Origin of the sequence: Alteromonas sp. Cnat3-28, from assembly GCF_022348265.1 — a bacterium.
GTDB lineage: Bacteria > Pseudomonadota > Gammaproteobacteria > Enterobacterales > Alteromonadaceae > Alteromonas > Alteromonas macleodii.
The window spans coordinates 104144-117968 of record NZ_JAKREY010000006.1 but is presented as its reverse complement, the minus strand read 5'-3'; the positions used below and the strand labels follow the sequence as shown (position 1 = coordinate 117968).

At 44.8% G+C, this 13825-nt stretch carries 12 protein-coding genes and 1 pseudogene; 5 read left to right on the top strand and 8 right to left on the bottom strand.

Annotated elements, in window-relative coordinates; all coding sequences use genetic code 11:
- Positions 1 to 463: 463 nt before the first annotated feature.
- A complete protein-coding gene (locus tag MHM87_RS08265) occupies positions 464 to 2308 on the bottom strand; it encodes a DUF885 domain-containing protein (protein ID WP_239258552.1) in 1845 nt (614 codons plus the stop codon).
- Positions 2309 to 2545: 237 nt separating this feature from the next.
- A complete protein-coding gene (locus tag MHM87_RS08260; RefSeq protein ID WP_101565623.1) occupies positions 2546 to 3187 on the bottom strand; it encodes a glutathione S-transferase family protein in 642 nt (213 codons plus the stop codon).
- 419 nt (positions 3188 to 3606) lie between these two features.
- Between MHM87_RS08260 and sodC the strand changes: the two genes are divergently transcribed.
- Complete coding sequence (gene sodC, locus MHM87_RS08255) at positions 3607 to 4152, top strand: superoxide dismutase family protein (protein WP_039226322.1); 546 nt, start codon at positions 3607 to 3609, stop codon at positions 4150 to 4152.
- Positions 4153 to 4307: 155 nt separating this feature from the next.
- Here sodC and MHM87_RS08250 read toward each other — a convergent pair whose 3' ends face one another.
- On the bottom strand, positions 4308 to 4742 hold the full coding sequence (locus MHM87_RS08250; protein WP_061486425.1) for an OsmC family protein: 435 nt from the start codon (positions 4740 to 4742) through the stop codon (positions 4308 to 4310).
- 447 nt (positions 4743 to 5189) lie between these two features.
- On the opposite strand from MHM87_RS08250, the pseudogene msrA reads away from it, so the two are divergent.
- Positions 5190 to 5800: pseudogene (gene msrA / locus MHM87_RS08245) on the top strand (peptide-methionine (S)-S-oxide reductase MsrA).
- A 28-nt stretch (positions 5801 to 5828) separates the two neighbouring features.
- Here the strand turns inward: msrA and MHM87_RS08240 are convergent.
- From MHM87_RS08240 to MHM87_RS08230, 3 genes are read right to left on the bottom strand one after another with little or no spacing between them, the layout of a single operon-like run.
- On the bottom strand, positions 5829 to 6170 hold the full coding sequence (locus MHM87_RS08240; protein WP_014950476.1) for an AzlD domain-containing protein: 342 nt from the start codon (positions 6168 to 6170) through the stop codon (positions 5829 to 5831).
- Complete coding sequence (locus MHM87_RS08235) at positions 6160 to 6882, bottom strand: AzlC family ABC transporter permease (protein ID WP_239258551.1); 723 nt, start codon at positions 6880 to 6882, stop codon at positions 6160 to 6162. The genes MHM87_RS08240 and MHM87_RS08235 overlap by 11 nt, the downstream gene beginning before the upstream one ends.
- Positions 6879 to 7370, bottom strand: a complete 492-nt coding sequence (locus tag MHM87_RS08230; protein WP_239258550.1) for a helix-turn-helix transcriptional regulator — start codon at positions 7368 to 7370, stop codon at positions 6879 to 6881. The genes MHM87_RS08235 and MHM87_RS08230 overlap by 4 nt, the downstream gene beginning before the upstream one ends.
- Positions 7371 to 8033: 663 nt before the next feature.
- Between MHM87_RS08230 and MHM87_RS08225 the strand changes: the two genes are divergently transcribed.
- Positions 8034 to 9293: an MFS transporter gene (locus MHM87_RS08225; RefSeq protein WP_039232054.1), complete on the top strand. Its 1260-nt coding sequence runs from the start codon at positions 8034 to 8036 to the stop codon at positions 9291 to 9293.
- A gap of 60 nt (positions 9294 to 9353) precedes the next feature.
- Here the strand turns inward: MHM87_RS08225 and MHM87_RS08220 are convergent, their stop codons facing one another.
- Together MHM87_RS08220 and yaaA are read right to left on the bottom strand one after the other, a co-directional pair.
- Positions 9354 to 9707 carry an RNA-binding protein gene (locus MHM87_RS08220; protein ID WP_039226307.1) on the bottom strand — a complete coding sequence of 118 codons (354 nt, stop codon included), beginning with the start codon at positions 9705 to 9707 and terminating at the stop codon, positions 9354 to 9356.
- Between the two features lie 44 nt (positions 9708 to 9751).
- Complete coding sequence (gene yaaA, locus MHM87_RS08215; RefSeq protein ID WP_239258548.1) at positions 9752 to 10528, bottom strand: peroxide stress protein YaaA; 777 nt, start codon at positions 10526 to 10528, stop codon at positions 9752 to 9754.
- Between the two features lie 639 nt (positions 10529 to 11167).
- Here yaaA and tal point away from each other — a divergent pair.
- Together tal and pgi are read left to right on the top strand one after the other, a co-directional pair.
- Positions 11168 to 12127, top strand: a complete 960-nt coding sequence (tal, locus tag MHM87_RS08210; RefSeq protein ID WP_014950483.1) for a transaldolase — start codon at positions 11168 to 11170, stop codon at positions 12125 to 12127.
- A 14-nt stretch (positions 12128 to 12141) separates the two neighbouring features.
- Positions 12142 to 13791, top strand: a complete 1650-nt coding sequence (pgi, locus tag MHM87_RS08205; protein WP_239258546.1) for a glucose-6-phosphate isomerase — start codon at positions 12142 to 12144, stop codon at positions 13789 to 13791.
- Positions 13792 to 13825: the final 34 nt, after the last annotated feature.

The following is a 13825-nucleotide window of genomic DNA, read 5'->3' as shown; positions in this document are numbered from 1 at the left end:
TATTCTCCCTTAAATTTCGTAACCATTGTTCACGTATACCAATCCGCATAGATAATTGCCCACTCAGAAGGCGCTGGCAAGTTTCCTAGCAAAGCGTGGGAATGCAGGAATGGCTGTTCCCTTTCAAATTCCCAGAATGAAGCTAGGAAGCTTGCCAGACCTTCCCGAAGGGCGAGTTTAAATGTCCGTACTCTTTGTTGTGTCACCTTGGTGTAGTACCACTATACCTGCGGTAACACGCCGCGATAACGAACATTTTCAATCTCGCTGCGTGGGTAATAATCTATGCGGATTGGTATTATTACTCTAGTGAAGCTTTTGAACAATATCACTGCCATTAGTCGCAAAAAGAAAAAAGCCAGTAATACTGAATATTACTGGCTTTACGTCAAATATCGGCGTCTTACTGCTCTTAACCTAACGCTGATTGCGCTGTAAAAAGTTTAAATAAAAATATTATTCCTTAACTTTTTTGACTAGCGATCCAGCGATCAATTTTCTGCTCAAGAATAGCAAGTGGAATGCCGCCCGTGTTTAACACTTGTGCGTGGAACTCACGGATATCGAAATCATCACCTAATGCCTTCTCCGCGCGCGCGCGCAATTCTTGAATTTTAAGCGCGCCCACTTTGTAAGATAGCGCTTGCGACGGGATCGCAATATAACGCTCTACCTCGGCAACAACTTCTGTGCGGGTCATGCCTGAGTTATCAAGCATAAAGTCGATGGCTTGTTCGCGGGTCCAACCTTTCGCGTGAATACCTGTGTCTACCACCAAACGCATGGCGCGCAACTGCTCATCTTGAAGCGTGCCATAACGATTCCATGGATCGTCAAAGAACCCCATTTCATATCCTAGCGTTTCAGAATACAGCGCCCAACCTTCACCGAAGGCTGGTAGGAAGCTAAAGCGCATGAATGAAGGTAGCGCTTCATTTTCTTGCGCTAGACTCACTTGGAAATGGTGACCTGGAGCGCCTTCGTGTAGGTACAAGGTGACGTTTCCAGTGGTTAAGCGGCTAGGCAAATCGTAGGCATTAAAGAAGAAAGTACCTGGACGAGAGCCATCTGGTGTGCCCGGCTGATATGAGCCACCCGCACTGAATTGCTCGATAGCAGGGTCGTAGGGTTTGATTTCTAGCTCAGACTTCGGCAACAGTGAAAAATACTGATCAATTTTCTCATCAACTTCACGGCCAATATCGTAATAGCTCTGTGTTAGCGCTTCACGGCTTTCAGGCTTGAACTTAGGATCGGTACGTACATAGTCGAAGAATTCGTTTAATGTCCCTTCAAACTTCACTTCGTCCTTAATTTCAAGCATGTCATTTTTGATACGCTTAACTTCTTTTAAACCAAGGTTATGCAGTTCATCAGGCGTCATTGGCAGTGTGGTTGAACCTTCCACCATCAATTGATAAAGCTTTGCACCACCTTTCATATCGCTAAGGCCAATGCTTTCACGGGCAACAGGCAAATACTCATCGCGAAGGAAGTCGCGCATACGCGTGGTTGCATCGTAAATCTCTTGCGTCGCTTTCTCGTAGTCATCGGTTAAACGGGCTTTTTCTTCGTCAGAGAAACTTTCTGGGAACATAGTAATTGGCCCCCAAAACTGTGACTCTTTAATTGGGATAGCCAGCTGAGTATCGAACTGCTTGATCACGCGATCGATTGTCAGCTTAGTTTCAAGAACACCGCTTTCCATGCCCTCGCGGAACTTTCCGATAGCGCGGTCAGAAATAGCAATGTAATCCTTATGGCGAGATAAGTTATTTTCGTAATCTTCTACTGTTTTAAATGGCGCTGCGCCCTTTCCGCTCGCAAAGGTCGGGTAGAAGGTATGGAACCCACTGAAGTGATTAACAGGACGCACTTCCGTTAGCGCTTCAATCTCGTCGGTAGACATTTTTAGCGAGCGCTCTTCGTTGTATTTAAATACGTCGTAGGCGAGTTTATCGGTGTCGCTTAACTTACTGCGGTCAATTTGTTTAAGCTCTGACAAATTCAGCAATGTCGCTGTCTTTCCCGCTAAAGCGTGAGAGTCTGTTAAGAAGTCGCCCATTCTGTCTGCGTAACGCATGTCGCCGCGAAAAATGGCCATGATTGGGTTTAGCTCAATATCACGCTGGTCAGCGGCTGCAAATAACGCAAAAAGTTTTTCGTGCTCAGACGCTTCTTTTGACACTGAAGTACTTTTTGATGAACTCTGCACATTTGCGTTGCCGTGTTCATGTGCCACTGCTGAGCTAAGGCCCAGTGCCATGGTTACTGCACTACTTACAAGTAGTGTTTTGAATGCTTTCATTTTTTGTTCCCTTGTTATTTCTTCGCTGTTTTTGCTTATATTTCGCAAAAAAAAAAGCGCTGTCGTTATGTGTTTTCTTGATTCTATATACCGCGTGACAAGCGCATTTAAACCTAATAATGCGTACCTGACGCCAGATATCAGGCATACCGGCTGTACAATGCAATTCAACGTTTACTTAATTAGCCACATCTTCACACGGTATCTATTCATTTAAGGTTTTTCAGGATGCACTGTTTATTCAGGCAAATGATCCATCTCTTTTCGCCACGCCCTCTCATACGCTTCACGACCTAACACACGTTGTGCGTACGCGGATACATTGTCTGTTTTACCGTCTAGCGTGATATCTAGCTTGCTGCCTTTTGCCCACGCCAAAATATGACCTGCTATTATGTCGGCCATGGTAAACATGGTGCCGCATACAAATTCTTTATCGCCCAGCATAGAAGAAAATACTGGCAACACGCGCTTAAACTCCCACACCGCTACATCACGCATTTGTTCAAGTCTTTGCTCTTTGGGTAGTGCAAAGGTGTGCTTTGCCAAATTCCAAATCGGTTGCTCTAACTCATTGGTGAGAAACAACATCATTTCTTCATATTTGGCTCGCTCGAAGCTACCAGGCTCTGGAATGAATTCATGCATGCCGTGACGTTCAGCTAAAAAAGTGACGATAGCCGCCGATTCCGTCAAGGTACCTTCTGGCGTCGAAAGCGCTGGGATTTTAGAGGCAGGACTGATGGCTTTATATTCTTCTGACAGGTGTTGCCCCTGTTTTAAGTCAACTAAGCTGTACTCAAAAGGTAAACCTAGCTCTTCCAGTGCCCATGCCACGCGAACCGAGCGAGTTTTCGGATATCCGTAAAGTGTATACATACCTATGCCCTTGCTTATGTAATGTGAGCTAACTGTAAGTCGAATAGGAAAAAAGTGCTACTGCCATATTGTTACTGAGTTTTAACACTGTAACTTCTGTATGACAGTACCGCCTACTTATGGAGAGGCTGCATATCCAAAGACCATATAAAGAGGCTACCTTCAAAAAGAGTGAAAATCATAAGGAAAAGCCAAAAAGATAAGGTAATGGTCGGTAACTTTTTCACGTAACCAATATAATGATTTCCGTAAATGCCAGTAGCTATGCGCTAACACACAACTCGGTTGTCGCTTCAACGCCCTAGTATTCCTAGTCTTGCGTAGTATCCCTGAGTTATGCGCCACAATGGTTCACTTTATGCTCATCTCACTTCAATGCTTTTAACAAATTCGTTAATAATTGAGTGAAGGAGAACACGATGAAGAAACGTTTATTATCTACCTTAGCAGGCTCACTGACATTAATGTTAAGTGCGAGCAGTTTCGCAGGCCATCATGATAGCGATGGAAAAGAAGTGATAATGAATAACCTGGAAACAGGGATGAGCATGGGCTCAGTAGTGGTGAGCAGTTATGATGATGACGGTGTAGTATTTACGCCAAATCTGTCAGGGTTAACCCCGGGCATTCATGGTTTTCATGTTCATCAAAATGGTGATTGTTCACCAGCAATGACAGATGGAAAAAAAGTGTTGGGCGGCGCAGCGGGCGGCCATTTCGATCCAGAAGATACCGGTAAACACCGTGCTCCTTGGTCTGAAAAGGGTCACGAGGGCGATCTACCCGTGCTTTATGTTGATGAAAATGGAAACGCAACCCAGCCTATCTTTGCACCAGAGCTTGAGTTAGATGATATTGAAGGCCGCGCCTTAATGATTCACGCAGGTGGCGACAATTACTCTGATTCACCTAAAAAGTTAGGTGGCGGTGGTGACCGCGTAGCATGTGGCGTAATTGGGAAATAAACTAACGCCACCTCATGTTATGCAATCAACATTTTATACAAAAAAGCGGCTTCAAAAGCCGCTTTTTTATACACACACTGATAAAAACAACTGCCTGCTGTTGTCTAACAAAGCGAGTCCTATCTTTCGATAAAGGTAGTAATAGCCTTTATCTCTTATTCAATATTCAATCGGTATTCCAATGTGATGTTGGCATTAAGAAGTTGAGATACTGGGCAATTTTCTTTTGCTTCCTGTGCAATTTTCTCAAACTCATCTTCGGTAATCCCTTCAACTTCAGCATCTAAGCTTAGTGCCGATTGAGTTATTTCAAAGCCGTCATCGTTTTTCTCTAAACTGATTTTTGCAGTGGTATTTAACTCGCCGTCATTGTATCCCGCATCTGAAAGCGCAAAAGAAAGTGCCATGGTGAAGCAACTCGCATGCGCCGCACCAATTAATTCCTCGGGGTTGGTTCCCTTTCCATCTTCAAACCGCGTGTTAAAACCATAAGGCTGGTTCGATAAAGCACCGGTTTGTGTAGAAATGCTCCCCTTTCCCTTTTTACCTAGCGGTTTGTAAACTGCACTACCTGATTTGACTATCGACATATCATCTTTCCTTTCATTTTAACTAAACTGATTTTCATGTAGTTGGATAAGATGCAAGTGCTCTGCCGATCATAAGAAAACGCTTTATCCCTTGTCATAGCGCCTTTACAGCCCCGTCTTGTAAATGGTGAAATCGAAGACAGTTCCCTTTTTGAAAGAAGACTACAGAGTGAGATGAAAATTTTACTTACCTCCTCCTAGTCTTTTTCAGTAGCTATGGTTTCGCGCCAAGCCTCAAGCTTCGCAATGTGCGCTTAGAAAAAATGTGCGCTTGTAAAAAATGTACGCTTGTAAAACAAAAATGGAATTAACTCGCTGCACCGCGATGAAATTAATTTCAGCTTAAACCGTTCTTTATTTGTTAACCGTATATCTTCGCAAACTGGGGTCTGACGAATTAAACGCGAAGGTCGCTACAACGTCGAACCAACACATAAAAGGTGAATGATGAAATTAACACTTTCTGCAGTTTTTATTAGCACAGCGTTGAGCGCTTCGGTTTTTACGCCATCAACAAGTGCCGACGAGGCCATACTAGCTGGGGGCTGCTTTTGGTGCATGGAGTCTGATTTTGAAAAGCTAGACGGGGTTACTGATGTGGTGTCGGGGTTCACTGGCGGAAGCGCGCCAAATCCGACTTATAATGGCAATCACAAGGACACTTTGAGGCGGTAAAGATCACCTACGACGGCGATATGCTTTCTTATAATGATATTCTCGATCATTTTTGGGTGAACATTGACCCTTTCGATGACCGAGGTCAGTTTTGTGATAAGGGCCCCAGTTACTTAAGCGCCATCTTTGTAGCAAACGATAAAGAACGTGCTATAGCAGAAAAAACAAAAGCTGACGTGGTAGCCCAATTTCCCAATAAAAAGGTGGTAACGCCCATACTCGATGCTTCTACCTTTTATCCGATAAAAGGCGACGAAATTGGCCATCAAGATTTTTATAAAAAAAGTCCCGTTCGCTATAAGTTCTACCGATGGAACTGTGGGCGTGACCAGCGCTTGGAAGAAATTTGGGGCGAGAAAGTCTTGGGTAAGAATAAGTCTTAGCCCAGCAACTTAACATCTACGCCCAACGCTAAACCAAAGCGATACCAAAAGCCACACCAAAAGAAAGCACGCCGCAAAACACTGGCAGCCCTAAGCTTTTGAATTTGCGCCAAACAAGCACAGTGACAACAGTGCCTATTGCGGTTGCAATCCAACTCGCCGCTGACGGTGCTTTTGGAATAAGTGACGCTCCTAGCATAGCGGCAATCATTAACGGCCCTAACACGCTTAGCCACGTAGGTAAACGCGCCTCAGTGTTATTGGCCTTGTGTTTATTAAAGTGACGCTGAGTCCACAGCAACGGTACTACGCGCAATGCATATGTTCCGATGGCCGCTACAACAATAGCTATCCAAATATCAACGTGCATGAGATTGCTTCCTTTCAACGTGCGAGGTGAGAAGATAAAAGGTTATCGCACCGCATAGTGCTGCCAGTGGAATTGCAGCGTTTTTAAAGGCGCTGAGAGCCAAAAAGAGAGCCGCCGTCATTGTAGCGAGCAAGGTAGCGCTCCACAGTTTACTTGAGAATTTAGGCGCGAGTAGCACAAGGAAAAGTGCAGGTAAAGCAAAGGGCATCACGCTGTCTAATATTGGCCATTGTTGGGTAAGGGAGTCCCCTGCGATACCGCCAAGCGCTGTCCCTACGATCCAACTAAGCCACGCCACCATCGATACACCTTTAAACCAATCTACCTTTTTAGCATCGTCCATTAGCGGCAAGCGAGTATGGGCTAGCGCAAAAATCTGGTCAGTAAGGCCGTGCATTAAATAGGGCCAAGCTTTACTTTGCGGTAAATAAGGCACCAAGTTGGGCGCATAAACCACATGACGCACATTAACTAATAACGTCATACAAACCGCTAGCCAAAGTGGCGCACCTGATGCCACCATGGCTACCAAAAGAAACTGCGACGCGCCTGCGTAAATGAATATGGAAATTAGCGTGGCTTCCAGCGTAGAAAAACCGGCTTGAACTGCGATCACGCCAAATGAAATGGCTACCGGAATATAGCCACCTAACAAAGGTAACCCGTCAATAACCCCTTGCTTAAGTCCACTTTTTGATGAAAGTTGGCTCATTCCTTTGCCTCTTTGTGATAAACGATTGTGATAAGACATGTCGCCCACTCGTCTCCCGTTTTGTATACGTGGGGCAAATCAGCGTTAAATGCTAAACTTTGACCCGGATGCAGCCATTGAGTATTTCCACTATTCCCAGCTTCCAGAGAGCCGCTAACAACGGTAATCGTTTCTTCTGTTCCTGTGGCGTGAGCTTCTGCCTCTCGAAAAGTATTGGGTGCAACCGACATCCAATAAGCATCAACGTTCGGGATACCTTGTCCTTGCTCAATTAAACGAACTTCTACGCCCTTTTCTCCAACGATTGCGCTAAGAGGCTGAACTAGCTGACCGAACGGAACGTCTAGTTGTTTAGCTAACCGCCAAATGGTGTCTAGCGTCGGGTTGCCGTTGCCCTGCTCCAATCTTGAAAGGTTAGATTTAGCGATACCTGCCCCTGCTGCCAATTGCGACAGCGAGACACCTTTGTCTTGCCTGAGTTTCTGCAAATGCCTTCCGAGGATGTTGAGCGTTGATTGATTCACACCTTACCAATTTAATGTTGTTCCATTTAAAGAACGTTCTATATATAGAACGCCTCAAAGTCAAGAAGTTTGTTTTCAATGGAGGCATAGATACGGCGTTGTGCTCACGCCACGATTGGAAAACGTGACAAATGTTAAAAGATGACAAAGGGATGAACTAAAAGGTAACCAATATTTGTGCACAGAAAACAGTCACCTTCGCTTTTTATAAACGCCCATTCGACTTTCTAACGCAAAAGGTCCGACGTAATTTATTAACAAAAGCACTACATTTAAATCGCTGAATTGATTAAGAAACCTTATCAGTTACCGTTACTTGCTATCTGAGCGATGCTACGATCTCTTGCATTAAACGAATACGAAAAGCACGAACCTGTGGGCTGTTGATCATTGCTAAATATTACCGACGGTTGCTAAATATTATCGATGATAAGGGCGACTTTTCGAAGAGAACCGGCAAACATTCCGTTGAGCCGGTTTTTGCGTTTCATCAAAGCGCTAGTCTGCTGAGCGTCTTTTATCTTTGATGACACACAGACATTGTAAAAATGCACAGCAAAGCTCAACAGACCCACGCTAAAACAGCCACTAAGTACGTGATTGAACTCAATGAACAAAAGGACGTTTATGACGAATCAAACCGACAAGATTCTTTCTGACCAAGCCTCTTCAAAGCAGGCCTATTCAGAGCAGCACTCAGCGTTGGGTGAATACTCACTGGCCACTATAACCTTTTGGCTGGCTTTCGGAACCTTTGTGATTGGTTGCAGTGAATTTGCGGCAATGGGTTTATTACCTTACTTTGCAGAAGATTTTGGCATTACTGAAAATGTCGCTGGTCACGCAATTAGTGCTTATGCCATTGGTGTTGTAGTGGGCGCGCCGCTTATCACTATCTTTTTTTCCAGGCTTGCAAGACGCACCATGCTTATTTCAATGATGGTATTCTATGCTGGCGGAAACTTGCTAACAGCGCTAGCGTGGTCAGAATGGACAATGAACATAGCGCGCTTTATTGCTGGCCTACCTCATGGCGCTTACTTCGGCATTGCCATGCTCTTTGCTGCAGACATTGCCGGTAAAAATAAGCGGGCGCAAGCGGTCAGTAACGTCATTTTAGGCTTGGCTATTGCCAATATTATTGGTGTGCCGTCAATTAGTGGTATTGGGCAAATGTTCGGATGGCGAACTGGCTTCTTTATTATTTCAGCCTTTGCGTTAGTTACTGCATTAATGGTTTGGAAAACCGCACCGTACCGCGGCCCTAATCCAGATGCCAAACCGCTAACCGAGCTTAAAGCTCTGAAAAACAAAGACGTGCTGCTGGTACTACTTATGGGCGCGATTGGCTTTGGTGGTATGTTCTCAGTTTATTCTTATTTCAGCGCCTCTTACCTCAATACAACCTCATCACCTGAGTGGGGAATCTCGGCCACATTGCTTATCTATGGCATAGGCGTAACCTTGGGCAATATTATTGCAGGCCGCTATTCTGAAGGCAGGCTACTGACGTCAGCGATTACGTTTCAGGTTTTACTGGGCCTATCAGCTGCAGCTTACGCTGCGTCGATGGGGAATCCATACTTAATGGCAGCATCACTGTTTTTCATTGGTATCGGTGGTGGCATGGTGGTGCCGCTGCAAACAAGGCTTATGGATGTCGCTGGCGAGGCTCAGACTTTAGCCGGTGCCATGAACCATGCGGCTTTTAACACCGCTAATGCACTTGGCCCTTGGTTGGCAGGAATGACACTGTCAGCGGGTTATGGCTATACATCAACGGGTTGGGTAGGCCTAGCGCTTGCCGGTGGTGGTGTACTGGTGTGGCTGGCCATTGTTATGACTGCTCGCAATACTCAAGTACAAACAGCAACCGTATCTGGTTAAATGAAGGTTGAGCGCTGACAACCTTCGTTGTCAGCGCTTGTCAATTATATTCCCTCGGTATTACTCGGCGTCGTTTTCAAGATCAGAGTTATTGCGAGAAGCACTTCCCCATACATCTTCGGGAATGTCTCTTTTGGGCGCTGGCGCACTAGCTATCGCTTCAGCCTGCTTCTTCTCTTGATTTGACCACTTAACACGAATTTTCTTACCGTCGATAACTTTGGCGTTAAGTTTTTCAATGGCTTTATCGGTTTCTTCTTGCGTGCTCATTTCTACGAAACCAAAGCCTTTCGATAAGCCAGAAGCCTCATCCATCACCAAGTCGCACGACGCTATGGTGCCAAACTCGAAAAACAAGTCTTCAAGATTCTCCTGAGTAAATGTTTTAGGTAAATTGCGAACTAATATGCTCAAATTTATATCCTACTTTTAAGGTGATTATGGATGAACGGGTGTTATTAACTTTCCTGGTTACGCAGAAACACAAGTTCCGTTGATGAACTTTGTTCTTCGCTAAACACATAGCCATCTACGTCGAAGTTTTTCAGACCTTCTACGTCTTCTACACGGTTTTCAAGAATATAACGCGCCATTAAACCACGGGCTTTCTTCGCGAAGAAACTGATAATTTTATACTGACCATTCTTGCAGTCTTTAAATGTTGGCGTAATGATCATGCCATCTAAAGATTTTTTCTTCACTGCTTTAAAGTACTCATTTGAAGCAAGGTTGATCAACACATTGTCACCCTGTTCTTCTAATGCCTTATTTAGCATATAAGTAATGCGATCATCCCAAAACGCATACAGGTCTTTACCTTCAGGGTTTGCTAATTTAGTGCCCATTTCTAAACGATAGGCCTGCATTAAGTCTAGAGGACGAAGCAATCCGTATAGGCCAGACAAAATTCGAAGATGTTTTTGCGCATATTCTACCGTTTCGCTATCAAGCGAGTAAGCATCTAACCCAGTATACACATCACCATTAAACGCATACATTGCTTGGCGTGCATTATCGGGCGAAAACGGCGTAGAAAACTCAGCAAAACGGTTGGCGTTCAACGTTGCTAACTTGTCGCTTATCTTCATCAGCGATGATAAGTCAGCAGGCGATAAGGTGCGGCAAACTTCCATCAAACGTTCAGTGTCTTCAAGCATGGCAGGCTGAGTGAACTGGCTCACAGGAATTTCGCTTTCAAAATCTAAATTTTTTGCTGGGGATACTACAACTAACATTTCGACTCCTTAGGTTCAATACCAATCCGCATAGATCATTGCCGACTCAGAAGGCTCTGGCAAGTTTCCTAGCAAAGCCTGGGAATGCAGGAATGGCTGTTCCCTTTCAAATTCCCAGAATGAAGCTAGGAAGCTTGCCAGACCTTCCCGAAGGGCGAGTTTAAAATGCCCGTACTCTTTGTTGTGCCACCTTAATGTAGAACCACTATACCTGCGGTGACACGCCGCGATTACGAGCATTTTAACTCTCGCTGAGTGGGTAATGATCTATGCGGATTGGTATTACAGTATTGTACCACCTGATACGCTTCAAAAAGCAAAATGGCATAAGAAAGACGTAAATTGGCTTAACAGAGAAATCCGATTAGCCATTTTGTCGCTATTCAATGTATGAATTGTCACACGGGTTTGATATAAATAGCGTTACAAATAATTATTCAAACAATAATTGAGATACACCCTCCGTGAACGTACCTCAATTACCAAAGCGCTGCATGTACCAGTACTTGTTAAAGAACTAAGAACTGGTAAAAAAGAACGCAAGCGCGAAGCCCTACACACGCGCAAGCGAACCGTTTTATTCAACTGGCTTTTCCAGCGAGTTGTCCAAATTTATTTTGATAAAGAACAGAGAGAATTATGAGCAATCAGTTAGCTTCATTACGTGATATCACTACCGTTGTTGCCGACACGGGCGACATCGATGCCATTAAAAAGTATCAACCAGTCGATGCCACAACTAACCCGTCGCTACTTTTAAAAGCGGCTGGTCTTCCTCAATATGCAAGCCTAATTGATGATGCTGTAGCATGGGCAAAACTTCAGTCAAACGACGCTGACCAGCAGCTTACCGATGCAGCAGACAAACTAGCGGTAGCGATTGGTAAAGAAATCTCTGCCACTATTCCTGGGCGAATCTCAACTGAAGTAGACGCACGCCTATCGTTCGACACTGCCGCCACTATCGAAAAAGCGGAACGTTTGGTTCAGCTATATGAAGACGCGGGTATCGATAAGTCACGCATTCTTATTAAAATTGCGTCTACTTGGGAAGGTATTCAGGCAGCAGAAGAGCTAGAGAAGAAAGGCATTCAGTGTAACTTAACGCTTCTATTTAGCTTCGCCCAAGCACAAGCTTGTGCAGAGGCCGGTGTTTATCTTATCTCTCCATTCGTAGGGCGCATTTTAGACTGGTACAAAAAAGCGACCGGTACTGAGTCTTACGCACCAGATGAAGATCCAGGCGTAGTATCTGTAACTAAAATTTACAACTACTACAAAGAGCACGGCTACAATACCGTAGTAATGGGTGCAAGTTTCCGTAACATTGGTGAAATTCAAGCGTTGGCAGGTTGTGATCGTCTAACCATTAGCCCAGCACTGCTAGAAGAACTGGCAAACGAGCCTGGCGATCTAGAGGTTAAACTTAAAGACAATGGCGCTACAAAAACACCAGGTGACCGCTTAACAGAAAGCGAATTCCGCTGGGCAATGAACGAAGATGCAATGGCAACCGAAAAGCTGTCTGAAGGCATCCGCAACTTCGCCGCAGATCAGGAAAAACTTGAAACCATGCTTCGCGAAAAACTAAGCGCGTAAGGGCTATTGAAACAATGAGTGTTTTAACTTCTCTTCCTGAATGGAAAAAACTGTCTGAACTTGCTGCAACGGTAAAAGATGCGCACATGCGCGACTGGTTTGCACAAGATGCAAATCGCGCGAACAAGATGCAGCTTGAAGCCTGCGGTATTTTTCTTGATTACTCGAAAAACCGTGTAAATGATGACGCGCTTAAAGGACTTTTCGACCTTGCCCGAGCCTGCAAACTAGAAACCCTTCGCAACGCGATGTTTTCTGGTGAGCAGATTAACTCAACAGAAGGTCGCGCTGTGCTTCACACCGCACTTCGTAATTTCTCAGACCGTAAAGTACTGGTAGATGGCGAAGACGTAATGCCTGAAGTGCATGCTACGCTTGCAAAAATTGAAGCGTTTACCGCATCGGTTCACAGCGGTGAACACAAAGGTTATACCGGCAAGCCTATCAAGCACATTGTGGCAATTGGTATTGGTGGTTCGTTCCTTGGTCCTAAAATTATGACCGAGGCACTTAAGCCGCATACAGTCGATGCTGTGAAGGTTCACTTTGTTGCCAATGTTGACGGTTGCCACATTCACGATGTGCTATCTGGCGTAGATTTTGAAGAAACTTTGGTGGTCATGTCATCAAAGTCGTTCTCTACCCAAGAGACGCTTCAAAATACACTTACGGCTAAAGACTGGTTCTTAAAGTCTGGCGGTACACAAGAAGATATTGCTAAACACTTTGTAGCCGTGTCTTCAAACGTTAAAGCAGCCACCGAGTTTGGTATTAGCGCCGACAATATTTTCCCTATGTGGGATTGGGTAGGCGGTCGTTACTCACTGTGGTCTGCTATTGGCCTGCCTATCTCGCTAGCCCTTGGGTTTGAAAACTTCAAAGGCTTACTTGAAGGTGCATTTGACATGGACACCCATTTCACAACCGCACCGCTAGAAGAAAACATGCCTGTTCTACTTGCACTGTTAGGCGTGTGGTACAGAAACTTCTTCGACGCGCAATCACACGTTTTATTACCTTACTATCATTATCTTCGCGGCTTACCAGCTTACGTACAGCAGTTAGATATGGAAAGTAATGGTAAAGAAGTGACGCAAGAAGGTGAGCACGTAGATTACCCTACTGGCCCAATTATTTGGGGCAGTGAAGGTACAAACGGCCAGCATAGCTTCCATCAGCTTATTCACCAAGGTTCTGGCGTTATCCCAGCAGACTTCATGTTGCCACTTAACGTTCCTAACCAGGACGACACGCATCACGCTATGCTTGCGTCTAACTGTTTTGGTCAAACACAGGCACTAATGCAGGGTAAAACCTTTGAAGAGTGTTATGCAGACCTTGACGGTAAAGGCCTAGACGACGCTGAACGCAAACGCTTGGCCGCTCATAAAACCATGCCTGGCAACAAGCCTAGCAATACTTTCTTGTTTGATAGCCTTACGCCTAAAACACTTGGCGCGCTGGTTGCAATGTATGAACATAAGGTATTCGTTCAGGGTGTTATCTGGAACCTTAACTCATTCGACCAATGGGGCGTTGAGTTAGGTAAAGTACTAGGAAACCAAGTACTTGCAGGCATTCAAGGCGAGGCAGACAAAGATAATTTCGACGCTTCAACACAACAATTGATTGCCAAATTCAGAGCAGCGAATGCACCAAAATAAGGAATGCGAGGTGATTTAAAATCACCCAATTGGT